Below are 24,875 nucleotides of genomic sequence, written 5' to 3'. Positions count from 1 at the left end.
ATGCTTCAGAGCTGCAAACGTCAGCTAGGCAAATTACCTATAAAAACTTAAGGAATTCAGCATGATCGTATTGATTACAGGCGCAAGCTCAGGTTTTGGTGAAGAAATGGCCCGCAAATTTGTCCGCGAAGGGCATAAAGTCATCGCTGCCGCCCGTCGTACAGACAGGCTGGATGCCTTGAAAGCAGAACTTGGCGCTGCCTTGTTGCCAGTAACGTTGGATGTGACCAGCAAAGACTCCATCAAACAGGCTTTGGCTGGTTTAAGTGCAGAATGGAAAAATATTGATGTGCTGGTCAACAATGCTGGCCTGGCGCTGGGTACAGAACCAGCCCATCTGGCATCCCAGGATGAATGGGATACCATGATAGACACCAACACCAAGGGCCTGGTGGCAGTCACCAGAGCTGTCCTGCCAGACATGGTGGCCCGCGGTACTGGTACGGTCATCAATATAGGCTCGGTGGCTGGTGAAACACCTTATCCCGGCGGCAATGTGTATGGTGCCACCAAGGCTTTCGTTGATCAGTTCACTCGCAATTTGCGTGCTGACCTGGTTGGTACAGGTGTACGTGCCACCAATATTGCTCCAGGTCTCTGCGGCGGTACTGAATTTTCCAATGTGCGCTTTCGTGGCAATGATGATGCGGCCGCCAAAGTTTATGAAGGCACAGTGCCACTGACGGCTGTTGATATCGCGGAAACAGCCTATTGGATCGCTACTTTGCCTGCGCATGTGAATATCAATCACATAGAAATGATGCCTACTTGCCAGGGCTATGGCCCGCTGGTCATCAAGCGTAATATTGCGTGATTTTCACCTGATTTGTTTACTTGATTTAGTCTGCTTGCTGCCAGCTACAATGGCAGCAAGTGCATGTTTGAGTGACAAAGAGTAAATATACGCACTGAATAGCTGGTAAAGTTTATACTATGAAAACAGAATTTGTATGGCCGGTCAGGGTCTACTACGAAGACACTGATGCCGGTGGCATCGTTTTTTATGCGAATTACCTGAAGTTTTTTGAGCGCGCCCGCACCGAGTGGCTCAGGGCTGCAGGCGTCAATCAACAGCAAATGGCTGATGAGCATGGCTTGATGTTTGTCGTCAAAGCCACCGCAGTCGAGTATCATGCACCCGCCAGGCTCGATGATGAACTAAGACTCACTGTCGTGGTCGAAAAGCTGGGCAGGGCATCTGTACAGTTCGTGCAGGAAGCCTGGTGTGGCCAGCGTTTGCTGGCCTCAGGCCAGATCAAGGTAGGTTGTGTCAGCAAGGCTGAAGTCAGGCCAGCGGCTATTCCTGCTGAAGTGCTGGCAAAGATAGGCTGAGATTATTTTTATTTTAGGGCTGCAATCATGCCCGGTGTTTTGTTTTTGAATTGATTCAATATGACTGTTACCCAAGACCTCTCATTTTTAAGTCTGATCACAAATGCCTCGATTCTGGTGCAACTGGTGATGGCATTGCTGTTAGGCGTGTCACTGACGAGCTGGACTTATATCTTCAGTAAAATGTTTGCCATCAAAAAAGCCCGCGGACAAACCGAAGAGTTTGAACGCAATTTCTGGTCGGGCGGAAACCTGGTTGATTTGTATGCGGCAGCCACCAATAGCCGTCGTACTGGCCGCGACACCAGTGGCGCGCTTGAGCGCATCTTCGAAGCAGGCATGAGCGAATACCACAAGGTAAAAACCGCCAACAAGGCAGCGCTGGATGCCGGTGCCATGCTCGACGGTGCCCGTCGTGCTATGCGTGCGTCTTATCAGCGTGAAATGGATTTGCTTGAGTCTCATCTGTCTTTCCTCGCTTCCGTTGGTTCTGTCTCGCCTTATATAGGTTTGTTCGGTACAGTCTGGGGCATCATGAATTCTTTCCGTGGCCTGGCCAATGTGCAGCAGGCGACGCTGGCTGCGGTGGCCCCTGGTATTGCTGAAGCCCTGATTGCTACCGCGATAGGTTTGTTTGCTGCTATCCCTGCCGTGCTTGCCTATAACCGTTATTCTCACGACATAGACAGGCTGGCGATACGCTTTGAAACCTTTATCGAGGAATTCTCCAACATTCTCCAGCGTCAGTCACGCTAGGGTGAGTGAGATAGCATGAGTACACTGCGTGGCGAACGTAAACGCAAATTCAAGGCAGAAATCAACGTCGTTCCGTATATCGACGTGATGCTGGTGTTGCTGGTGATTTTCATGGTGTGCGCACCGATGACCAATCCCAGCGTCATCAATCTGCCCACTGCCGGACAATCTACCCAACCGCCATCTGATTACATAGAAATCACTTTGCGGCCCGATGCAGCTTCAACCATCAGCATCAATAGCAAAGCCGGTAACAATGGCAATAACCGCCAGGAAAGCAAGGAAGAAGCAAAAGACCGCAAGCAGTTGATGCAAAAACTACGCGAGTATCATGATGCCAAGCCTGAACTATCGGTACTGGTGTCTGCTGACAAAGGCATGATTTATGACGAGGTCATACAAGTGATTTCAGAAGCAAAAAAACTGGGTATCAATCGCGTTGGTCTGGCGACCAAGTGAGTTTCCGCAGATGCAGATAAGACTGCGGCCCTTATTGCTATTATTCTGCGCTGCCGGTTTTTGCAGCGCAGGCTTAGTGAGAGCGCAGCAGGTGGCACAAACTGAAGTCCTGCCTGCACCTGCTGTTGCTCCTGCTGTGCAAATACCTGAAGCGGATAACGAGACTGTTTCCACCACCAGCAGTGGCCGCCTGCAACTGGTCGCTGCCAAATCACATTGGGCTGATTTGCTGAGGGAACATATTCCTGAATTTGCCAGCAATGCCGAAGCCCAGAATATTACCCCTGGACTGATCAAGAGATTACGCCTGGATATCAGCAATATCCTCGCCACAGAGGGTTATTTTTCGCCACAAATCCAGTTTGATAATCCAGATCAGGCCCTAGCTCCTGCCACCACAAATAAAGTCGTCCATGTCACTGTGGACGCTGGCCAGCGCACCATCATAGAAAACGTGTCTTTGAAGGTGCTGGGCCCCATGGCAGACGCAATTGATGCTGGTGACAAAGCCGTTACCAAAAGACGGCGTGCCCTGCAAGAAGACTGGGGACTGGCAGTAGGCCAGCCATTCCGGGAAGCTGACTGGTCAGATTCCAAGAACCAATTGCTGGAGAGTTTGCGCTCCGATGCCTATGCTGCCGCAAGCATGACTGCCAGTGAGGCAAAAATAGATGCTGACCAGCATAGTGGCATGCTGCAAGTCGAAGTCGATAGTGGCCCGGTGTTTACCCTGGGTGAATTGCGCGTTACCGGTTTGCAGCGTTACCCTTCCTGGCTGATAGAACGTTATCAGGCACCGCAAAAAGGCGAAGTCTATTCACGTTCACGCTTGCTGGATTTCCAGCGATCTCTGCAAAACTCGGCTTACTTTGCCACCGTCGCAGTGGGCATCGATCCCGATCCTGAGAAAGCCGGGGCCGTGCCGGTTGATGTCACGGTCGTGGAGCGCCAGGCGCGTGACCTGAGTTTTGGCCTGGGTTATAGCACCAATACAGGCTACCGCAGCGAAGTCGCCTATCGTGACCGCAATATCCTCGATCAGGCCTGGGATTTACGCAGCGCCCTCAGACTGGAGCAACGCCGTCAGCTAGGCTATGTCGATATTTATCTGCCACCGAGAGAGAGCAAGTTCCTTGATTCTTTTGGTGTTCTGGTAGAACGCGAAAATATTGCCGGTGTACGTTCCAGCCGCAATGCCCTCGGCGTAAAACGCACCAGTACACGCGGGCATCTGGAACAACGCCTGGGCTTGAATATCGTCAGGGAAAAAATTTCTCCAGACGGCGAAGCAGAAGAAGTCAACAAGGCCCTGGTTGCCAGCATAGGCTGGACCTGGCGCGATGTTGATCAGCCTTTTGATCCGCGCAAAGGCCAGATATTGCAATTCGATCTTGCAGCCTCTGAGAAGGCCTTGCTGTCTGACCAGCGCTTCATCCGCAGCTATGCGAAATATCAACGCTGGATACCTATACGCAAGACGGATACCATCATCTTGCGCGCCGAACTTGGTGCCGTCTTTTCCAAGGATGAAGAAGGTATTCCTGAAGATTATCTGTTCCGTACCGGCGGCAGTACGACAGTTCGCGGTTATGGTTATCAAACCCTGGGCATACAGCATATAGGTAGCACCCGTGGTGGCCGTGTGCTGGCAACTGCCAGCGCAGAATATGTGCACTGGTTGAATTCTTCCTGGGGGGCTGCGACTTTTCTGGATGTAGGTAATGCGGCAGACAACTGGCGCGAATTGAATTTAAAGCAGGGCATGGGTGTCGGTGCTCGCTACAAAACACCGGCAGGGCCGATAGCACTTGATCTGGCCTATGGTCGCCAGGCCAAAAAAGTGCGGCTGGATTTTTCTATCGCGATTGCTTTCTGATATGAGCGAAAACGAAAAAAATCAGCTTGAAAAAACGCCGTCGCCCAAGAAAAAACGACGCCCTTTGCGTCGCTTGAGTTCCTTCGTCTTCAAGCTGTTTTTATTACTCATCGTCGTTGGCAGTCTGGGCCTGGTCTGGGTTTATAAGACAGAAAGCGGCACCAGGCTAGCTCTGGCCATGCTGGAAAATTTCAGCGTCGGCAGCCTCAAGTTCAAGGGCGTGCAGGGCGCTTTGAGTGATGAAATTAAACTGGATGAATTCAGTTTCATATCGCAAGACTTGCATATCCATGCCAGCGCCGTTTCACTGCGATGGCAAGCCACTGCTTTATGGCGGCGGCACATCTATATTACCCAGCTTCAGGTCAGCGACCTGACCATCGCCAGCCGGGCCAGTAAAAAAGCCGCCAGCGTGCCAGTTGATATCGGTCTACCTTTTAGTCTGAGTGCCCCACGGCTGGCTGTCGGGCGTCTGCATATCGCTACGCTGACCGATACCAATAAACAGATAGAAACCCTGGCACTTAGCGCCCTGACTGGCAGCTTTGTTTTTCAAGACAAGCAATTCAAGGCAAGCACTGAGCTGACCAGCCCCTGGGGCAAGATCAAGGGTGAAGCTGATATGGCCAGCCTCGCGCCTTTCAAACTGAATAGCCGCCTGAGCCTGCAAGGCAAGGTGCAGGAAGGCATACCACCCGTCATCCTGCAGGGTATAGTCGCAGGCAGCTTGCCGGACATGCAAATTGCGGTAGAAGCGGTGCTCGATAGTGAAGCGGATAAAAACATCCGCAATAAAAACCTGCAAGGCCATGCCAAGGCACGCGTCAGCGCATTCACTGCCCCTTATGTGCGTGAGCTGGATATTGATGTCCAGCATTTTGATCCATCTGCCTGGCAAATTGGTGCACCACAAGCAGACTTGCGCATATTGACACAATTAAAGCCGGTCATCGATGACAAGAAAAAGAATGCCGCGTTTGGCCTGACCGGCCCCATTCATGTGCAAAATGCCCAGGCTGCCAGTATCAATAAGCAAGGCTTGCCTGTGCAGTCGCTGACGACCAGCCTGTTCTGGCAAGGCCAGCAACTGAAGTTGAAAGACCTGGCAGTGCAACTCGCAGGCAAGGGCAAGCTGCAAGGTGAAGCCGATATCAACTGGCAAGCCGCAGAGCTGCAAGCTGATTTGAAACTCAATCTGGCCAATGTTGACCTCAATCAAATAGACCAGCGTCTGCATACCAGCAATATAAAAGGCCAGTTTTCTGCCCAGACAGCAAAAGATAAAAGCGTCAAGCTACAGGCAAAATTGCAGGATGCTCGCGCCAGCCTGAATGCAGAAGCAAGCTACCAGCATCATAAAATGCTGCTGAATCTGGATAAATTTGATTTGCAGGCTGAGGATGCACATCTGCAAGGTGCTGGTGATATCAGCTTTGCTGACAAACAGGTATTCAATCTCAAGGCCAGCCTCAAGGACTTTGATCCCGCTCGCTGGGTAGCGACACCGACAGGCCGCTTGCAGGCAGATTTCACCGCACGCGGCCAGCTTGCGCCAAAGCTGGATGTAAAAGTCAATCTGCAACAACTGCAAGGCCAGTATGCCGGTCAGGCTGTGCAAGTGGGCATGGATGCACGCTGGCTGCAGGACCAGCAACTGCAAGTCAAACAACTGGATTTTCGCTTCGGTAAAAACACCCTGACCGGACAAGGCAATTGGGGAGGGGCAGATGATGTATTGAAGTTCAATATCGACGCCCAGGATTTGAGTCAACTAAACGCCTTGCTCAGCAACTGGCAAGTCGCACTGGGCGGTAATTTGAAAGCTGACGGCGCCTTGCGTGGTCGTTTCAATGAACCGGCAGGCAGCCTGGACGCACTGGCACAGCAAGTCAGCATCAAACGTGGTAACCAGCAATACACGATCGCTGAATTAAAGTCGCGCCTGAGTCTGGCAAATGGCATCAAAGGCCAATTTGATGGTGAGATCACTGCAAGTCATATCGGTGGTGATTTACCTGCCTTGAACGCAGCAGGTGCTACAGCAAGCACTGCAGCCACCAAGAGCACGGACAAACTTGAAAAACTCAGCCTCAAATTGCAGGGCAGGCGTGATGCGCACAAGCTCAGTCTAGATACCATCTTCCCAAATAAGCAAACACTCAGTCTGGCCGCCGGCGGCAGCATGCAGGCTGACGCCAAAAATGACACTGCCTGGTCATGGAATGGGCAATTACAGGCACTGACTTTAAACGGCCAGCCCGATGTGCGTCTGCAAAGTTCTGCGCCTTTGCAAGTATCTGCGCAATCTGTGCGCCTGGGTAGTTTGTCGCTGCAAAGTAGCATGGGCAAGTTGCAACTCGATGAACTGGAATGGACACCTACGGCCATCAAGACCAGTGGTCAAATCAGCGACGTACAGGTAGTAGAAATTGCCAATCTGTTTTATCCCCAGAATGCAGTCAGCGGTAATTTGAGGCTGAATGCGCAATGGAAATTGCAATTAAAAGAGAGTGCACAAGGCGAAATCAAACTGCAGCGCCAGAGTGGCGATTTGCGTTTTAATGATCCTGAAGGAACTGGCACCTCAGTCGCCCTCGGCATACGCGACCTGCAATTGCAAATGAAGCTGGGCGGCCTGGTTGCTGGCAGTGCAGGCGAGAACTTGAACCTGGATTTGATAGCTGATGGTAGCCGCCTGGGGCTATGGCAAGTCAAGGCAAATACCCAGATGAGCAAGCAAAACGATGCCTGGACTATTCCCGCAAGCGCACCACTCAACGGCCAAATCACGGCAGCCGTGCCTGATCTGCAATGGCTGGGGCCTTTCCTTAATCCGGGCGTAGTGCTCAAGGGTAAACTGAACGCCGATGCACGCCTGTCAGGCAGCATAGGCAAACCAGCTTATCGCGCCAATCTGGCCGGACGTGAGCTGGAAATCTCTTTTGCCTCAGAAGGTTTGCTCTTGCCTAACGGCAGCCTGGACGCGCAGATAGAAGACAAGCGCCTGAAAGTAAGCAATCTGCAATTCTCCAACACTGTCACCAATATGCCCCGCCACGCGCAATTCAGGGATGAAAACTGGATAGGCCGCAAGGGCGAATTCAAAGCCAGTGGCGATATAGACATAGGCAAGGAAACCGGCAGCATACAGGCACAATGGACGCAGTTCCCGCTCTTGCAGCGCAAGGACAGATGGCTGGTTGTTTCCGGCCAGGCGAATATCGTTGAAACCAATAATATCTGGAGCCTGACTGGCAAGGTACTGGCCGATGGTGCTTACTTCAGGCTACCCAAATTGCCGCCTCCCAGCCTGTCCAGCGATGTGGTGGTCATACGTAAAACTGACAAGGTAGCGGCGAAAGCAGAAGCTGACAGCAATAAAAAAAGCCTGAAAACCCGTGTAGATGTCAGTTTCGATATGGGCCCGCGCTTTGTCTTTGTTGGCCGTGGCCTCGATACTGGCCTGGAAGGCAGCCTGCGCCTGCGCTCGGTTGATGGCAGCCCCTTACAGGCCAATGGTTCCATACGTGCCGTGAAGGGTGCATATGAGGGATATGGCCAGCAACTGGCGATAGAGCGCGGGATACTGAACTTCCAGGGGCCACCATCCAACCCTGGCTTGAATATCCGCGCCTTGCGCAAGGGCTTGCCAGTGGAGGCTGGGGTAGAAGTGGCTGGCACAGTCAGTGCCCCACAAGTCAGGCTGGTTTCTGAACCAGAAGTGCCGGATGCAGAAAAACTCTCATGGCTGGTACTGGGGCGCGGTTCAGACCAGCTTGCCAGTGGTGATGCCTCGCTGCTGATGTCGGCTGCGACAGCCATCTTTGGCGGCGACGGCAGCCGCAATGTGCCGCGTGATATTGTGCAGGGGCTGGGTTTTGATGAGTTTTCAATCGGCTCATCATCGAATGGCTCATCCAGCCGTTTGCCTGGGCAAACCATTGCTGGCTCTACAGGCACCAGCAATGCCACCACAGACCAGGTTGTCAGCGTAGGCAAACGTATCATGCCGGGGCTGGTACTGTCAGTAGAGCGTGGTTTGTCTGACGCCAGTGGCGGTATCAAACTCAGCTGGCAGTTGACCCGGCGCATCAGTATCACTGGCCGCACAGGTACTGAATCTGCGGTCGATGTGAACTACACTTTCTCCTTCAATTAAAGCACGAAAAAAGAGGGGCAATCGTCATCGATTGCCCCTCTTGCATTGCCGTCAATTTCAGAAAATACTTCGTTGATATTTCTGCTTTTTGGTTTTACTTTGCTTCTTTTTTCTGCTCAGGATACATCACGATTTGCGCATAATTCTGGAAATTGAAATAGCGTTGTGCTGCTTCCTTGATCTGCGCTGGCGTTATTGCCCGTATGCGCTTTTCCACCGTCAAGATGGAGTCAGCCTCGGTTTTGTAATACACCGCATTTTGCAAGTGATTCAACCAGTTCTCATTGCTGCGCAATTCTTGCTGGTGTTCTTTGATCCATGATTGTTTGACCTTGTTCAAGTCTTCTACTTGCGGGCCAGACTGCTGCAGTTTTTTGATTTCAGCGAACAGGGCAGCAATGACCTTGTCTACATTTTCAGGGCTGCAGGGCAGTTCGGCATCTATGCTGTATCTACTTTGCGGAATGCGTTCAAATGAGCCATTCATGCCGCCGCTGTAAATCAGGCCCTGCTTTTCACGCAGCACATCGATGATCTTCAAGTTCAGGATATCCACCATCGCATGGAAGCGGCCATTTTCTTCACGTGTATAAGTGGATGGACCGGTGAAGCTCAGCACCACGGTACTTTTTTCTTCGCCACCAATATGCACGTCTTTCTTGACCACACCTTGTACCGGATTGATTTGCAAATCCTGATATTCTGTTTTGATATCTGCAGTTGGTAAACTGGCGAGATAGGTTGCGATCAGCGGCTTGATTTTATCGACTTCAAAACTGCCGACAAAAATGAAGTGCATATCTTTTGCGCTGCCATAGCGTGACTGATAAATCTCCATGCTGCGGTCCAGAGAAATTTTGTCAAAGTCTTCTACCCGCGCCAGATGCGGAACGCGAGGGTGATCTTTATAAATGGTCGTCGTAATGGCTTCAGAAAAGATAGCTTCAGGACGTGCCGAGGTATTTCTGGCCAGTTCTTTTTGCGCATTGATCAGGGTCTGGAACATTACCTCGTCCTTGCGCGGGCTTGTCAGGCGCAGGTACAGCAATTGCAGCATGGTTTCTATATCACTGCTGCTTGATGCGCCACCTATGCTTTCGGAATAATTATCCATACTGGTCCTGACATTGGCTGATTTGCCCGCCAGGGTTTCCTGCAAGTCTTTTTGACTGAACTTGCCCATGCCCATGCCCCAGACAACCGGGTTGCTATAGTAAGTATTGTAGTAATCAGCGTCAGAGAATAAAGACATGCCACCAGCCCGGCGTGCGCTCAGTAAGACCTGGTCATTCTTGAAATCAGTTTTCTTGAGCGTGACTTTGACGCCATTCGATAGGGTCATCTCCACCAGACCAAGTAACTTGTTTTCTTTTTCCGAGACGATCTTGCCTGCTTGCGGCGGCGTCGCCATCAGGCTGGCACTGGCAACTTTTTCAGCCCTGGCTTCGACAGGTTTTTGCTCTGCCTTCGCAGCCATCTCCAGCAAATCTGCTTCGTTTGGTATAACTTCGCCAGTCTTGTTTGAGCCTACATAAAACATCAGTTTCACACTGTCATCCGGCGTCGCCTGTCTGGCAAAACGATTCATCTCTTCCAGTGAAACTGCCTCGGCAAATTCCTTGAAATACAGGTATTCATTTTTGATGCCGGGGATAGGTTCATTGGTCAGGAAATTACGTATGTACTCTGCTGCAAAATTGGCTGAGCTGGATTTGCTGCGCTCATTGAACATGCTTTCATATTCACGCGCTTCTATCTTCTTGGCCCTGTCAAACTCAGCGGCCGTAAAACCAAACTGGCGTATGCTGTTTTTCTCTTGCATCAAGGCGTCCAGCGCCGCCTGTGTGCCTGCCTGCGACAACATGGCCGTTGAAATGAAAGACTGATAGCCCGATACCACAGGTTCACTACCGGCAGAAGCACCCAGGAAAGGTGGCTTGGCCTGTTCCGTCAATGCGCCAAGGCGGCGGTTCAACATGGCTTTGTAGAGGCCGCGGATAATATCCTGACGGTAGTCGCCTATGACTTCATAGTTTGCCTGTTTTTCCAGTGGGTAGCGCAACATCAGCAAATTATTGGTGGCTTCCTTGTCAGTGATGACCAGCGCCTTGGATGCGGTATTTTTAGGGATGCTGATTTCTGGTCTGGCGCGCGCAGGCACGGGGTTTTTCAAACCTGAGAAATATTTGCGTACCATTTTTTCGGCATCATCAGGCTGTATATCGCCTATGACGACAACAGCCATCAAGTCTGGCCTGTACCAGTCCTTGTAAAAACGGCGCAGGGCATCATGCTTGAATTGTTTGATGGTGTCTTCTTTGCCTATGGGCAGGCGCTCAGCATATTTGGAGCCATTGAATACTTCAGGCAGCAACTGGCGCGTCATACGGTCACTGGCCCCTTTGCCCAGTCGCGCTTCTTCCAGAATAATGCCGCGCTCCTTGTCAATGTCGGCAGCCTTCATCTCCACGCCTTGCGCCCAGTCAGCCAATACCTGGAAACCGGTTTTCAGATAGGCAGGTTTGTCGGTAGGGATGGGCAGGACATATACCGTTTCATCAAAGCTGGTATAGGCATTCAGGTCAGCACCAAATTTCACCCCTATGGATTGCAGGTAAGAAATAAGCTCATGCTTTTTGAAATGCTTGGAACCATTGAAAGCCATGTGCTCGGTAAAATGCGCCAGACCCTGTTGATCATCATCTTCCAGCACTGAACCCGCCTTGACTACCAGACGCAATTCCACTTTCTTGCGTGGAGTATCATTTTTCTGGATATAGTAAGTCAGGCCATTGTCCAGCTTGCCCCGTTTCAAGTCAGGGTTGATGGGCAAGGGATCGTTCAACTTGATTTCTGCTAGAGCTGGCAGGCTGAAGGGCAGGCTGATGCTGAGCAAAAACAGGCTGGCGACCAGGCGTTTACCCGGTGCGGATGATTTTATAGAGAAGTGAGTTGGGGTTTTTGGCATAAATAGCGGTGAAGGCTAGATAAAAATGCCAGTGTACCCTGTTGGCGAGATGCTGGTGGGCCGGGCTTTGTATCGATTTGCTACAAAAACTCCCTGTTGGCAGATGCCCGATACTTAACTACCACAACCTCCGCCACAGCCACCACCGCAACTGCTGCCGCAGCCTGACCCACCACCATCGCAGCCGCCACTGTCAGCACTGCTACCACCACCGCCACAACTGCTGCCCCCACATGAAGATCCAGATTTGGCTGCCTGGGCTTGCTTACTCAGCATTTCTTCATACACCAGCGCCGTTATCAAGCCAGCCGCCAACAACTGGCTGGCGTCGAAGCTTGCAGGGTAATGGGCTTTTCCCGTGCCCACGCCACGGGCATTCATATGTTGGAAGCCTATATTAACGGTATTGGCAAAGTAAGCATAACCATGTGGCATATGCAATTGGCGGTCCAGGGCAAACAAGCGGGGGACAGAGGGTCTGCCTGGCCATATGCCTTCCGCTCTTTGCGCAGTGACCAGGCAGTTGGCCAAAGCGATGTCGATACCACTGGACATGTTTTCGGCTTCCACATGCGGTATCGTGCTGCCGAAGTGTTTGCCACAAAAATTGTCCAGGTTGATGGGTGACCAGCTATTCCAGGCATGCCAGACAGAGTCTGCTGCCTTCGACGGCAGGGCACAAGCCTGCTTGCTGCGGCTGATACAACTGAAAAACATCATCAGCCCTTCTGCTGCGCGGGTAAAAAAAACGGCATCACTAGGGATGCCGGGAAATTCATTTTTTGCTGTTGCCTGCCAATGCAAGAATACTGCATTCGGTATGTCAACTAACTGACGCCTGTAGTCGGAAAATTTAACGATATTCCTGGACCGCATCATTTGGTATTTTTGTTTTAATGTACTTAACATAGTCTTTAATCTCCTTTTCTCTTTTGTTTTAGTGATTTCATCTTAGAGGGGATTTATGACAAATGCATGACAAAAATGATGAGGGAAAATACGTATACAGTTTAGTCGTTAAATCAAGCAAGATTAGCTCTTACGCTTTCGCTAATACTGCTGGCGCAATCACCTTGTGTGCCGGTCCCACGAACAGCATATATGCCCGCCCCAGATTGTTATGTACATGCACCACGGTGCTGAGGGCGATAAAAGGCTGGCCGTCCCTGGTTTGCTTGGAGACCGATACCTTAACATCCAGATGCTTGTCAGAATCGCAGAGTATGACTTCTTCATCTGACTTGTACACCAGAGAAAATATCCCGGCCTTGTCACCCACCTTGTAGGCTTCTGCAGGCTTGCTCTTGTTCAGTGCCTTCATCCCACCCACATTCTTTAAACCAAATAAAACCACCACGCGATTACGTATGCCCATCATGGCATTGACCCAGGCTGGTGTTTTGGCAAAGGTATCCATATAGATTTGCATGGCGCTCAAATCGGCATGAGGGAAGGGAGTTTCAAAACAGTCATAAAAGTAGGCACCAGGCAAATCTTCAGCGATTTTGCTGGATGCTGGAATTGCTGTTTCCGTGATCTTGTTTTTCATGCTACCTGCCCCTGGTTTACACGTATGTTCATCAATGCAATTGCTGCAGGCATGGCCAGCCAAAAACCGGACGTGGGCATGAGTATCACTGCAAAGATACAGCAGAGCAGGAGACCCAAACCCAGCAAGCGGGCTTCAGTAAAATCAGGTTTGCGTTCCAGGCTGTTGATGGTCATGCCCAGAAGTAAAAACGGAGCTCCAAACAGCAAGAACCACGTCGCTGCTGAACGTAAAGGATCACGATTGACGGTATTGAATATTCCCCGCTCCAGCATGCCCATAAAGACGGGACCAAAAAGTAGAAAGGCAGCGATCGTGTGCAGAGCTGCAACGGCGATCAGGTAATTACCTATCCAGATTTTCCGGTGCTTAGTTGGTATTGACATGGTTTGTTCCTTGTTTAGTCCAGGCTATTTCAGTGTTGACGACCGCACCCATTTTCTTGAGCATATTCATCAGCCCCAGATAGGCACGGTCAAAATAAGGTACGTCCTCATGCCAGCCGACCAGCACGCCTGAGAGCAACCTGCTATGCTCTGCATTCATGGTTTTGGGGTAGGATGATTTATTGCTGAAGTCAAAATGCGTGCTTTGAAACGCCTCCATTTTCCAGGCATGCAACTCAGCGAGCGCAGCCATGATGTCGCTATCAAATTCTGCTTGCGTGACCGTATCTGCAAACAAGCCCAGGTCTATATAAGCAAGCCGCAAGAGACGATTGCGCTCAACTTCATCTGTCATTTTCAACGCGCGCCAGCTACGTGCCATCGCATCACAAAAGCTGAACGAGATTTTATTCGTACAACCAAAATCCAGCACTGCCAAACGCCCATCCGGCATGAATAAAAAATTACCGGGGTGCGGGTCTGCATGTACACGACCCAGCTCGCAAACGCTGTACCAGAACCAGTCAAACAACAATTGTCCGTAATGATTGCGCTGTGCCTGATCTGGTGCTGTTGCCAGCCAGGCTTCCAGGTGCAAGCCTTCGAGTTTCTCCATCGTCAGGACGCGTTTGCTGGACATCTCTTCCAGGCATTTTGGGATGACAATGCCCGGTAAATTCACATGTTCGTGAAACCAGTTGAGCTGCATAGCTTCGTGCTCATAATCAAGCTCTTCGGCCATCTTGATTTCGAGCTCGTGCATGAAACGGTCTATGACTTCCTTGCTCGGCAAAACAATGGTGCCCATGGCCAGGGTTTGAAAAATGCCACGCAGCATACGAAAATCGCTGCCTATGGCAGAGGCGATGCCAGGGTATTGGACCTTGACAGCCAGTTGCTGGCCGCCTGCCAATTGCGCATGATGCACCTGGCCCAGGCTGGCTGCTGCAAAGGCGTGCGCATCAAACTGCGCATACAGATGCTCTGGTGCCATGCCGAATTCACGTTGAAAAACTTTATGGATCAGAGCGCGATTCAAGGGTGTAACCTGGTGACAGCCTTTCGCCAGTTCGCGGCGTATGCCTTCTGGTAAAAAATCAGCCTCCATGCTCAGCAATTGCGATACCTTGAGGGCACTGCCTTTCAACTGATTCAGCGCCTTGAAGAGTATGCGTCCAATTTCAGCTTCATGTCTTTCTTGTGCAAGCTGTTTGTCATCGTCACTACGCAGCATTTGCCGCGCCTTATGTCCCAGTTTGCTGGCACCAGCTTGTGCCAGCGCCAGGCCGGTGATGGCAGTTCTGCCAAGCTTGCTGGCAGGCGGTGCCTTGTTCATCGCACGTCCCCCAGGCCACGTCCTAATCCATTCTGCACTAGCTTCACCATCTCCAGCAAACCAGAACCATTTTGCATAATGCGCGACAACTGGTTGCGCAGCATGAAGCTGGCCAGTTCGGTAACCTTGTTGACGATGCCACTCTTCAAAGCCATTACCAGTATCGCCAGCGTCATGTCCACCAGTTGTGTGGTATTAGCGAATTCATCCGAATCATCCTTGAGCCAATAAGCAATCACGGCAAACAGATAATCGCCAAACAAACCACCAATGAGGTTCTTGAAATCGCAGGGGGAGATATCGCCACGCTGTTCTGCTTCTTCCAGCAGCTTGATAATTTCCTGCTTCAGGGTTTGCTGACCTGGCATATTGTCACGCATCATCAGCAGGGGAGATTTGCCAAAGATATCCCGCGTAATCTCCACAAATTCACGGTCGCCGAGCAAGAGTTCCAGCAGGGCATCCACCAGCCTTTGCAGTTTTTCTTGCAGGGTAAACTCTTCCCACCCTGGCGTTTCTTGCGCCACTTCCAAAGTGATTTCTATGCACAACTCATAGTAAGCAAGCAGGATTTTTTCCTTGCTGGGGAAGTATTTGTAGATAGTCGCATCCCCTATACCCGCCTCACGGGCAATCTGTTTCATGGTAGCGGCGTCATAACCTTTTTCAGTAATCAGGTCGACCGCAGTACGTATCAGAGTACGCCGGGTTTGCTCTTGCTGGGATTTGGAAGTTTTCATAATCGAGACGAACTTCTATAAAAATGGTGATTGAGTTCCATTAATATATACATTGTTTCGTTAAATAACAAGGTTTACTTGTTTAATGGAGTGTTTGTGTTGATTGGATGGGGGGAGGTGAGCGGAGTGTAGGTTGGGCTACGTTTCATCAGCCCAACATAGGGCGTGTCAATAACGTATCCATTTATTAAAGCTTGAATGTCGAACTTATGTTTTATGCCAAGATGCGATTAACAGATAAATTTTGCGAAAGTGTGCAATTAAGTAAGTAGCTTCGGACGTTGGGGGAGGACTCGCCAGGCGACGTTTTGCCAGCTCAACGCTCGGTTTCTATATGACGCGTACGTTTGCAAAGGCCCAGTGTTGGGCTGATGAACCGTAGCCTAGCGAGGCCCGGCCCAACCTACGAGATTAGAGTTTGCAATCCCACCACCCCGGCAACAAAGCCCTGACATCCCCCCGCCCAAACCGGTCATCAATCAAATACACCACACCCCTGTCATCCGTCTGCCGTATCACCCGCCCGGCAGCTTGCACCACTTTTTGCAAGCCAGGATAAAGATAAGCATAGTCGTAGCCCGATCCAAAAATCTTATCCATGCGCAGCTTGATCTGTTCATTGATGGGATTAAGTTGCGGCAGACCCAGCGTCGCAATAAATGCACCAATCAGCCGTGCGCCAGGCAAATCTATGCCTTCACCAAATGAGCCACCCAGCACTGCAAAAGCAATACCCTGACTATCCTCAGTAAACTGCGCCAGGAAGTTTTCCCGATCTGCCTCATTCATACGCCGGGTTTGCAAACGCACAGGAATGTCAGGATGCGCATTGATAAAGCTGCTGCTGACCTGCTCAAGATAATCAAAGCTGCTGAAGAAGGCCAGATAATTACCAGGTTGCGCATGATACTGCCGCGCCATCAAGGCGACGATAGGCGCAACAGAACGGGCGCGGTCGGCATAGCGGGTAGAGACGCTATTCACTACATGCACCTGCAATTGATCAGCAGAGAAGGGCGATTCCACATCCACCCAGGCCGTGCCCTCGGGCATGCCTAGCGTGTCGCAATAATAATTCCAGGGGCTGAGCGTGGCCGAGAACAGCGCTGTCGTATGGCTGGCTGCAAAACGCGGCGTCAGAAAAGCCGCAGGCACGATATTACGTATGCAGAGCGTCGATGTGCCATGCGCCTTGCTGACATCGAATATCGAATGATCAGCAAAGCTTTCTGCCAGGCGGTTGAATAGCAAGGCATCCAGATAAAACTGCTGTAAATCCGGCGCTAACTGGCTGGGATTGTCAGCAAAGTAAAGACCAATTTCTGTGCACAGACGCGTCAATGCATTCAGGAGTTTTTCAGGTATCTCGGCATGGGGCTGGTAATCAGCGTCCTGTTCTTTTTCCAATTGCAGCCAGGCGCGATACAAGCTGTCTAGAGTTTTCTTGAGCGCTGGCGGTGGTGTCTTGCGCAAGCGTTTCAGGCTATCGCGCTGTAGTTCTGCACTATACATCTGGCGCGCCCGCGTCACCATATTGTGTGCCTCATCCACCAGCACAGCGACTCGCCAGTTATTTACTATCGTTAAACCATGCAGCAAAGCATAGAGATCAAAATAATAGTTATAGTCACCTATGATGACATCGGCCCAGCGTGCCATTTCTATGCCCAGGTAATAAGGACAAACCTGGTGTGTCAGGGCGATGCTGCGCAAACCTTCCTTGTCCAGCAATTGCTGTTCGGCAGCGGCAGCACGTGCAGCGGGCAGGCGATCATAGAAGCCCTTGGCCAGCGGACAGGCATCGCCATGACAAGCCGCTTCAGGGTATTCGCAGGCCTTCGTCTTGGCGACCAGTTCCAGCGTGCGCAAGCCAAGGTTAGGTGTGCTGTTCTGGATATTGCCCAGCGCATGCAAAGCCAATTGCCGCCCTGATGTTTTTGCGGCCAGATAAAAAATCTTGTCCAGCTTGTGTTCTGCCGTCGCCTTTAACAAGGGGAACAAACTGCCTATGGTCTTGCCTATGCCAGTCGGTGCTTGCGCCAACAGGCAACAGCCGCGCTTGCTGGCCTTGTACATCGCTTCAGCCAGTTGCCTTTGCCCCGGCCTGAATGTCGTATGCGGAAAAACCATGTCAGCCAAAGCCAGATCACGCTCTGTACGGTGAACCACTTCCTGCTCTGCCCAGGCAATAAAACGGCCACACAGCAAGGCAAAAAAATCTGCCAGTTCAGCTGCACTCAGCTCCTGCTGCAACACCGTTTCTTTCTGGCTTTGTATATTGAAATACACCAGCGCCACGCTGATCTTTTGCAAGCCCAGTTTCTGGCATAACAAATGTCCATACACCTTGGCCTGCGCCCAGTGCAAATGCCTGTGGTTGTCTGGCATGGCATGCAAATCACCCAGGTAGGTCTTGATTTCTTCTACCTGCCGCAAGACCGGGTCATAACCATCGGCACGGCCTCGTACATGCAAGCTGCCATGCTGGCCTTCCAGCTTTACCTCGCGCTGGTAGCTGCTGCTTCTGCGCAAGGCCACTGTCGCATGTCCCGCCATGCCTTGCTCGGCAGTGGGTGAGGGGGTAAAGCGCAAGTCCAGGTCGCCTTGCTTGGCCGTGAATTCGCACAAGGCACGTACTGCGACGGAGTAGCTGGCTGGGCTTGTTGTGCTCACTGCTCAGCCTCTTGCCACTCCAGGTAACAAACCGCCACTGGCATATCATGCCTGGCACAAAAGTCCAGCCAGCGTTTCTGGTTATCCTGCAGCTTGTCACCTGGCCCTTTGACCTCGATCATCCTGTAGCGCCGCTCCTGCGGCCAAAACTGTATCAGGTCAGGAAAGCCATTGCGGTTGGCGCGTATGTCAAGCAAGATACGCTCAAAACTATGCTTCAGATGTTGTGCAGGTATGCAGGCCAGCGCCATCTCCAGCAAGTCTTCAGATAACGTGCTCCAAAACACAAAAGGTGACTGCAAGCCAGACTTGGCCGCATAAGTTTGCCGTATGGTCTGGTGATAAACACCCGACTCCAGTTGCGCAAAGCAGGCCGCAAAATCATCTGCTCGCCGCGACTGAAAATCGGCACTTAGTAAATCCACAGGCTCACGCTGGAAGGGATGAAAAAACGCCCCCGGTATCGCCTTGAAAATCACTGGCCAGCACAACAAGCCAAACAGGGAGTTGATAAGCGCATTTTCCACATAAAACACCGGCGCATCATCTGTATGCAAATGATCGCGCACCACATACTCAACCACATAATCTTCTTGCGGGAAGGGGAGACACAAGGCCAGCTCTGTCGGTGATGTACGAGCTGCTTTGGTAACTTTAGCCAGCCCCAGCTTGCGACCAAGGCGCGGCGCAATACGCAACATTTGCTGATGTTCTGCCTCACTCTCGGGTGCTTGCTGCGCCAGCGTCAGCAAATCATAGGCAGCCTGCGTCTGTTCACTTTTTTCCAGCACCCGTATGGCCCGCAAACGCGCACCAGGGTAAGTGCAACCCGCATACACCTGTTGCGCCAGCGCCCAGTCCTTTTGCTTTTCCAGGTGCTCGCCAATCTGGTACAGCAAGCGGTTACGGCGGCTGGTCAGCCAGGCATTGTCCAGGTCATGCAAACCAGCCAGTTGCGCCAGCACCTCAGGCACAGGCTGCTCCGCATGAAAAGCCTCACGACAGGCATGCAAAGCCAGATAAGCATCAATATCCGCACGACAACCAAAGCCACGCGAGGCAGCAGAAAACTCCACCTTTTCATACTGGGAAATGCCCAGGTCAGACAACACAAACTCAGACCAGTCCTGATACAGATTGCCAAAAAACAGCAAACGCAGCCGGTCACACAAATCCTTGTTCACAACCTGGTAAGCCACATCGTCCACAGCACTGACAGCGTCTGAGCACCATGCAGAAAAAGCCTGGCTACCCGTATGTCGCAAGCTAAACAAGCCCAGTTGCTCAGCCTTGGGCAATTTCTTTTCAGCAGGCGTCATCGCCAGCACCAGCGCCAGCTCAGGTTTTTGCAGCAAATCAAACAGGCCAGCAATGTCGAGCTCTGGATCAGCCTGCACCCAGCCCACATCCACCAGCGCCTGCATGGCCGCCCTGGTCTCACCAATTTCGCCATACACCAGCTTGCTGGCCCTGAACACGCAACCCTTGCGCATTACCATACGCACAAACAAAGCCCGCGATGCCTGCGGCAGCTCGCCAAACTGCGCTATAAACGCCTGCTCATCACCAGCCAATAAATCCGCATAACGCCCACCCACCCAGTCCAGCACGGCCTGGAAGTTTTCAAGGTAGTAAAAAGTATGATCCAGATTGGCAAGCATGGGGCAGGGAAGTAGTGTTTAAATAACTGTATATGCATACAGTTTAACGCAATGTGGGATGACGGGTAAACGAGAACTGTGACCAATTCCGTCTGTATTGAAGGCCCAGCGGTTAAAATACTGCCATATACTCCTTTCCCTTCAAGGGAAAGGCAGGGATAGGGATGGGTTTCCGTCGAATACCCAGGCAGCAATCCTGCTCATGAATCCCGCCCAAGACGCCAAAGAAGACAAAAATGAACAAAGCCGAAGCCATCCAAATCGCCAACGATTCCCTGCAAGCCAACGTCCTCAACGAAGGCAACACCCAATTCTCCCAAGTCGTCCGCTACGGCAACGACGAAGGCTGGTGGCTCAACATCCCCCTGACCAACTTCAGAAAAGAAAACCATTTCCTCATCTGCAGCGAAAAAGCCAAAATCATCCGCCACCTGATGATCAAAGCCAACAACATCTTAAGCCCCGCCACCAAGTTCCGCGTCAAGGACGGCATCGCCGACATCTTCATCTCATCCGCCAACCCCAAACGCCTGACTGATGTGCTGCAAGGTGGCAGCAAGTACAGCTTTAATAAGCATTTAGTGGATGAGCATAGGTATTGAGTTATTGGCGCTTCGCTCTGATAATGCGTCAATTGCTACTTTAAATAACAACAAAATAATATGAGTGAAATCAGCTTGTTCCGTCTGAGCGATGGCAAAGCCACCATGCTGCAAGGCGATGCATCCGGCCTTGAACGCCCCTTGCAGACCCTGATAGAAAATAACCTGATCAACCTGCTGCGCATACGCTTTCTGGCATCTGAATACAGCACCGGAAAAACGCATGGAGGGCGCATAGATACGCTAGGCCTGGATGAAAACGCCTGTCCTGTAATTTTGGAATACAAGCGTTCTGTGTCTGAGAATGTCATCAATCAAGGCTTGTATTATCTTGATTGGTTAATGGATCATCAGGCAGAGTTCCAGCTTTTGGTCGCTAAAAAATTGGGTGATGCTGCAGCAGCCAGCATAGACTGGAGCGCACCACGCCTGGTTTGCATCGCCGCTGACTTTACCAAGTTTGATGCACATGCAGTTCAGCAGATAGATCGCAATATTGAGCTAATACGCTATCGCTTATTTGGTGAAGATTTACTGTTATTGGAACAAGCCAACAGCGGTAGCAATCCCACACCTAAAACGACCACCAAGTCTGTCAGCGAGCTCACTCCTGTCAATCGATCCAGGAGTGGCGACAAGTCATACGCAGAATGGCTGCATGAATTGTCACCACATTTGCGGGAATTATTGATGACAGTTGAAGACTTCATTGCCTCACTTGGTGATGACGTGGAACGAAAAGAACTCAAGCTCTATGCAGCATTTAAGCGCCTGAAAAATTTTGCCACTGTCGTTTTGCAAAAGAATCGCATCGTTCTGTACTTGCATATCGACCCAGCGCAGTTTGCTGTCATGCCTGCCAATTGCAGGAATGTGAGCAATAGTGGGCACTGGGGAACTGGTGATTTGGAAGTGTCGGTTGCAAATAGCGATGATTTTGAAAATGCAAAGCCGCTGATATTGCAAGCCTATGAGGGTAGGGTGACTAAGCCTTTTTGATTCAGTTCATCGGCGCAATTCTCTCCACGATGTGGAGAGAATTGGAAATTCACGGCGCTGGTCGCGTCAATAAATCAAAAATCACCTTCGCAAAACCGGCATTGCGTTTAGGGTCAGACAGTAGCTGCATCATTTGAATTTGATGCACTTCGCTGCTGTCCAAAATTGCATCATCGACAGCCTTGGAAAAATCACCCAGCATGGCTTGTTCTGCGCTGTTGTTGGCGATCTGCTGCATGACGATAGAGTTTTCCCTGACCTTGTCGCTGATGGTATAGGCGTAGTTGACCATGTCCTGGTCACTTAACTGGTCTGTAATGAACAGTTCGTTCAGCCTATGAACTATCTGCGACAAGAATTCTGTTTTCTTGTCCTTGGCCCTGGCGGTGCCTGCACCTTCGCCCGGCATTAGCTGGTATTCTTCCTGGTCTTCTTTCAGCATCAAATGCTGCTGGCGGATTTTGGATACGCGATAGTGGCTCAAGGAGATAGTCGATAAGTCGATATCATCTTCATCAATGATGGTTTCTCGCAGCATGGGGCGCAGGTTGCGGGCGTACAGGCTGAGTTTTTCCAAATCCTTGTCGTCGTAATCAACGATCTGCGACATGAATTCATAAAAGCGCACGAACGTGCCCAGGTCTTTTTTGAAAATCTCTAGCGCATCCCTGGCTTTCTTGCAGTCTTTAAGGCTGTTTTCCGCATTGGCAATCAGTACTGCATCATTGAATTTCTTTGTGCGTTCAAACATTTCCTTGGCTTGCTTGTAAGCCTCTACTGCATGCTTATAGCGTTTTTGCCAGCGTTCTACTGCTGGCTTACAGATATTGGCAATGGCGGCATTGCTCTTGCTTTGCACAAAGAAGGCTTTGCAGAATTGTTCTACCTCTGCCCATGTAAAAATGTCTGCCGTACGCAATTTATCAAATAGATCAAAAATCAGGTTGGGGTTGGATACGTCTGCCAGTTCAGCCACCTGAAAGTAAGGCTGGAAAGAGGACAGAATATCTTCAGGCTCATTAAAAAAATCCAGCACAAAAGTGCCCGTCTCTTTTTTGCCGGGGTAAGTACGGTTCAGGCGCGACAGGGTTTGTACGCACTCCACGCCCCCCAGTTTTTTATCCACATACATGGCGCACAGCTTGGGCTGGTCGAAACCTGTTTGAAACTTGTTGGCGACTATCATGAGCTGATAATCATCCGTATCAAAAGCCTTGCGCATATCGCGGCCTTTTAGGGCCGTATTCATATTCGATTCTGTGAATTTTTGATCCAGCAGTGCTTCGATATTTGGGTCCTTGTCGTTAAACTCTACCTCGCCAGAAAAAGCGACCATGGCACGTATCTTTTGATAGTCAGGCTCGCTCTCACTTTTCTTGGCAATATAGGCGTCAAAAGACTTTTTATAGCGTACGGCCTCTTTGCGTGAACTGGTCACCACCATGGCCTTGGCCTGCCCACCCAATAAGCCCATGACATGCGTCTTGAAATGTTCAACAATGATCATGACCTTTTGGCTGATATTGTGGTCATGCAGGCGCACCCACTGGTTGAGCCTGACTGTGGCTTTTTTGCTTTCCACCTGTTGATCAGCATCGTTGATACGCATTGCCAGGTTGTATGCCACCTTGTAATTGGTGTAGTTTTGCAATACATCCAGGATGAAGCCTTCTTCTATCGCTTGGCGCATGCTGTACACGTGAAAGGCAGCAGGTTTATTGGTTTTTGACGCCTGTTCTTCGGGGCGCGGGCGGCGGCCAAATAATTCCAGCGTCTTGGTTTTAGGCGTCGCAGTAAACGCCAGATAGCTCAGGTTTTTGGAAGCGCGGCGTGAGGCAACCGCAGCGTCGATAATATCGTCAGAAGTGATTTCATCTTCATCACTGTTGCTGCCATCCACCATCAAGACTTCTTTTAACTTGCGCGCTGTTGAGCCAGTTTGTGAAGAATGCGCCTCATCAGCAATGACCACATAATTACGCTCTTTCAGGCTCACACTGTTTTCTATTGCCTGCAATACAAACGGGAAGGTCTGTATCGTCACAATAATAATCGGCTGTGAGCTTTCCAAAGCCTTGGCCAATTTTTCTGATTTGGAGCCATCACCCTCCTGATTATTGATACGCCCAACCACGCCGTCGGTATGTTCAAACTGGGCGATGGTGTCTTGCAGTTGCGCATCCAGCACAGTACGGTCTGTCACCACTATGACGGAATGAAATTGCTTGTTGCCCCGTTCATCATACAAAGACGATAACTGGTGCGCCACCCAGGCAATCGAATTCGATTTGCCAGACCCTGCGCTATGCTGTATCAGGTATTTATGCCCCGGCCCTTCGGTACGAGCTGCATCCAATAATTTATTCACCACGTCCCACTGGTGATAACGCGGGAAAATCAGGCTTTCTTTTTTATACTTGCGGCCTTCCCAGTCTTCTTTTTCTTCTATCTGCAAATGCACATAGCGGCCCAAAATCTTGAGCAGGTTGTCGGGCAATAAAACTTCATTCCACAAATAATCAGTGGCGTATTGTGTGACATCTTCAGGCACATCATTGCCAGCGCCACCATCATGCGTGCCTTTGTTAAAGGGCAAGAAGAAGGTATCTTCGCCTTCCAGCCGGGTCGTCATATAGACTTCGTACTGGCTCACCGCAAAATGCACCAGCGCACCACGCTTGAAAGTCAGCAAAGGTTCAGGTTTTTTGGCTACCGGGTCAACAGGTAAACGCGTAGTGCGGTACTGGCGCATGGCATTGTGTACCGCCTGTTTAAATTCTGACTTCAATTCCAGAGTTGCAACCGGGATGCCATTGACGAACAAGACCAGATCAATACGCCAGGCTTTTGCTTTTACACTGCTTGCCTCATCCGTACCCGTAGCATCGTCATTCCCGCGCAGGCGGGAATCCAGCGGCGTACCATCAACGTCCTTCACCCAAGGGCTGTAAACCAACTCCGGCACCACACGCAAACGATTCTGCTTATAACGCGCCAAGGTATCCGGGTTTAAATCATGTTCAGGCGCAAACTGGCAAAGCGAAAAACGCGTGCCACGGTCTTTAAGCTCATGCCGCAAGACACCCAGAGTGCCAAAGGTACGCATCTCTTTATTCGCCGCATTCGGATCAGCCTTGTTGAGTTGCTGCGCCAGCCGTTCCAGGAATTTTTGTTCAGGCTGCACCGAATACAAGGCACAAAACTTTTGCCATTGTTCATCTTGCGTATCTTTGACAAAACCCAGCACATCTTCGGGATACAAAGCCAGTTCGCGGTTGTAGTGCTCTGCCTTGCCTAGCAGCCAGCCATTGGCCACGAGCTGGCGTATCATGTCGTTTTGGAAGGTCAGTTCGTTGGCTTTGCTCATAAAGAGGGTTCT

General features: G+C 50.8%; 17 protein-coding genes. 8 read left to right on the top strand and 9 right to left on the bottom strand.

Translation table 11 applies throughout. From position 1 onward, the window contains the following. The first annotated feature begins 61 nt into the window (after positions 1-61). The 6 genes from DFR42_RS22465 to DFR42_RS22440 all read left to right on the top strand — a co-directional run bounded on the left by DFR42_RS22465 (position 62) and on the right by DFR42_RS22440 (position 8,582). Complete coding sequence (locus DFR42_RS22465) at positions 62-814, top strand: SDR family NAD(P)-dependent oxidoreductase (protein ID WP_110257285.1); 753 nt, start codon at positions 62-64, stop codon at positions 812-814. A gap of 119 nt (positions 815-933) precedes the next feature. Further along, the gene (ybgC, locus tag DFR42_RS22460; protein ID WP_110257284.1) at positions 934-1,332 is read left to right on the top strand and encodes a tol-pal system-associated acyl-CoA thioesterase; all 399 of its coding nucleotides are present in this window, start codon (positions 934-936) and stop codon (positions 1,330-1,332) included. A gap of 60 nt (positions 1,333-1,392) precedes the next feature. Continuing rightward, positions 1,393-2,088 carry a protein TolQ gene (tolQ, locus tag DFR42_RS22455; RefSeq protein ID WP_110257283.1) on the top strand — a complete coding sequence of 232 codons (696 nt, stop codon included), beginning with the start codon at positions 1,393-1,395 and terminating at the stop codon, positions 2,086-2,088. A gap of 15 nt (positions 2,089-2,103) precedes the next feature. Next, positions 2,104-2,547: an ExbD/TolR family protein gene (locus tag DFR42_RS22450; protein WP_110257282.1), complete on the top strand. Its 444-nt coding sequence runs from the start codon at positions 2,104-2,106 to the stop codon at positions 2,545-2,547. 91 nt (positions 2,548-2,638) lie between these two features. Beyond that, complete coding sequence (locus tag DFR42_RS22445; RefSeq protein ID WP_211324393.1) at positions 2,639-4,423, top strand: autotransporter assembly complex protein TamA; 1,785 nt, start codon at positions 2,639-2,641, stop codon at positions 4,421-4,423. A 1-nt stretch (position 4,424) separates the two neighbouring features. Further along, positions 4,425-8,582, top strand: a complete 4,158-nt coding sequence (locus DFR42_RS22440; protein ID WP_170133636.1) for a translocation/assembly module TamB domain-containing protein — start codon at positions 4,425-4,427, stop codon at positions 8,580-8,582. A 94-nt stretch (positions 8,583-8,676) separates the two neighbouring features. Here DFR42_RS22440 and DFR42_RS22435 read toward each other — a convergent pair whose 3' ends face one another. The 8 genes from DFR42_RS22435 to DFR42_RS22400 all read right to left on the bottom strand — a co-directional run bounded on the left by DFR42_RS22435 (position 8,677) and on the right by DFR42_RS22400 (position 19,895). Next, entirely contained in the window at positions 8,677-11,550 is a 2,874-nt protein-coding gene (locus DFR42_RS22435) for a M16 family metallopeptidase (RefSeq protein ID WP_110257279.1), read from the bottom strand. Between the two features lie 114 nt (positions 11,551-11,664). Continuing rightward, a complete protein-coding gene (locus DFR42_RS22430) occupies positions 11,665-12,459 on the bottom strand; it encodes a hypothetical protein (RefSeq protein ID WP_110257278.1) in 795 nt (264 codons plus the stop codon). 130 nt (positions 12,460-12,589) lie between these two features. Next, positions 12,590-13,099 carry a DUF2867 domain-containing protein gene (locus DFR42_RS22425; RefSeq protein WP_110257277.1) on the bottom strand — a complete coding sequence of 170 codons (510 nt, stop codon included), beginning with the start codon at positions 13,097-13,099 and terminating at the stop codon, positions 12,590-12,592. Then, positions 13,096-13,485, bottom strand: a complete 390-nt coding sequence (locus DFR42_RS22420) for a DUF6463 family protein (RefSeq protein ID WP_110257276.1) — start codon at positions 13,483-13,485, stop codon at positions 13,096-13,098. Before DFR42_RS22420 ends, DFR42_RS22425 begins: the two co-directional genes overlap by 4 nt. After that, a complete protein-coding gene (locus DFR42_RS22415; protein WP_110257275.1) occupies positions 13,469-14,821 on the bottom strand; it encodes an ABC1 kinase family protein in 1,353 nt (450 codons plus the stop codon). Before DFR42_RS22415 ends, DFR42_RS22420 begins: the two co-directional genes overlap by 17 nt. Next, on the bottom strand, positions 14,818-15,561 hold the full coding sequence (locus DFR42_RS22410; RefSeq protein ID WP_110257274.1) for a TetR/AcrR family transcriptional regulator: 744 nt from the start codon (positions 15,559-15,561) through the stop codon (positions 14,818-14,820). Before DFR42_RS22410 ends, DFR42_RS22415 begins: the two co-directional genes overlap by 4 nt. A gap of 411 nt (positions 15,562-15,972) precedes the next feature. Continuing rightward, positions 15,973-18,234, bottom strand: coding sequence for an ATP-dependent DNA helicase (locus tag DFR42_RS22405; RefSeq protein WP_110257273.1), 2,262 nt, complete (start codon positions 18,232-18,234; stop codon positions 15,973-15,975). Next, entirely contained in the window at positions 18,231-19,895 is a 1,665-nt protein-coding gene (locus tag DFR42_RS22400; RefSeq protein ID WP_110257272.1) for a VRR-NUC domain-containing protein, read from the bottom strand. The genes DFR42_RS22405 and DFR42_RS22400 overlap by 4 nt, the downstream gene beginning before the upstream one ends. A 236-nt stretch (positions 19,896-20,131) precedes the next feature. On the opposite strand from DFR42_RS22400, the gene DFR42_RS22395 reads away from it, so the two are divergent. Further along, complete coding sequence (locus tag DFR42_RS22395; RefSeq protein ID WP_110257271.1) at positions 20,132-20,497, top strand: hypothetical protein; 366 nt, start codon at positions 20,132-20,134, stop codon at positions 20,495-20,497. A 60-nt stretch (positions 20,498-20,557) separates the two neighbouring features. Then, complete coding sequence (locus tag DFR42_RS22390) at positions 20,558-21,496, top strand: DUF5655 domain-containing protein (RefSeq protein WP_110257270.1); 939 nt, start codon at positions 20,558-20,560, stop codon at positions 21,494-21,496. A 49-nt stretch (positions 21,497-21,545) separates the two neighbouring features. Here DFR42_RS22390 and DFR42_RS22385 read toward each other — a convergent pair whose 3' ends face one another. After that, positions 21,546-24,863, bottom strand: a complete 3,318-nt coding sequence (locus tag DFR42_RS22385) for a type I restriction endonuclease subunit R (protein ID WP_110257269.1) — start codon at positions 24,861-24,863, stop codon at positions 21,546-21,548. Positions 24,864-24,875 lie beyond the last annotated feature (12 nt).

The sequence above is a fragment of the Undibacterium pigrum genome, from assembly GCF_003201815.1.
In the GTDB taxonomy this organism is placed as follows: Bacteria; Pseudomonadota; Gammaproteobacteria; order Burkholderiales; family Burkholderiaceae_D; genus Undibacterium; species Undibacterium pigrum.
Note: the sequence above shows the minus strand (reverse complement) of the source record. Positions and strands in the feature narration are given on the sequence as shown.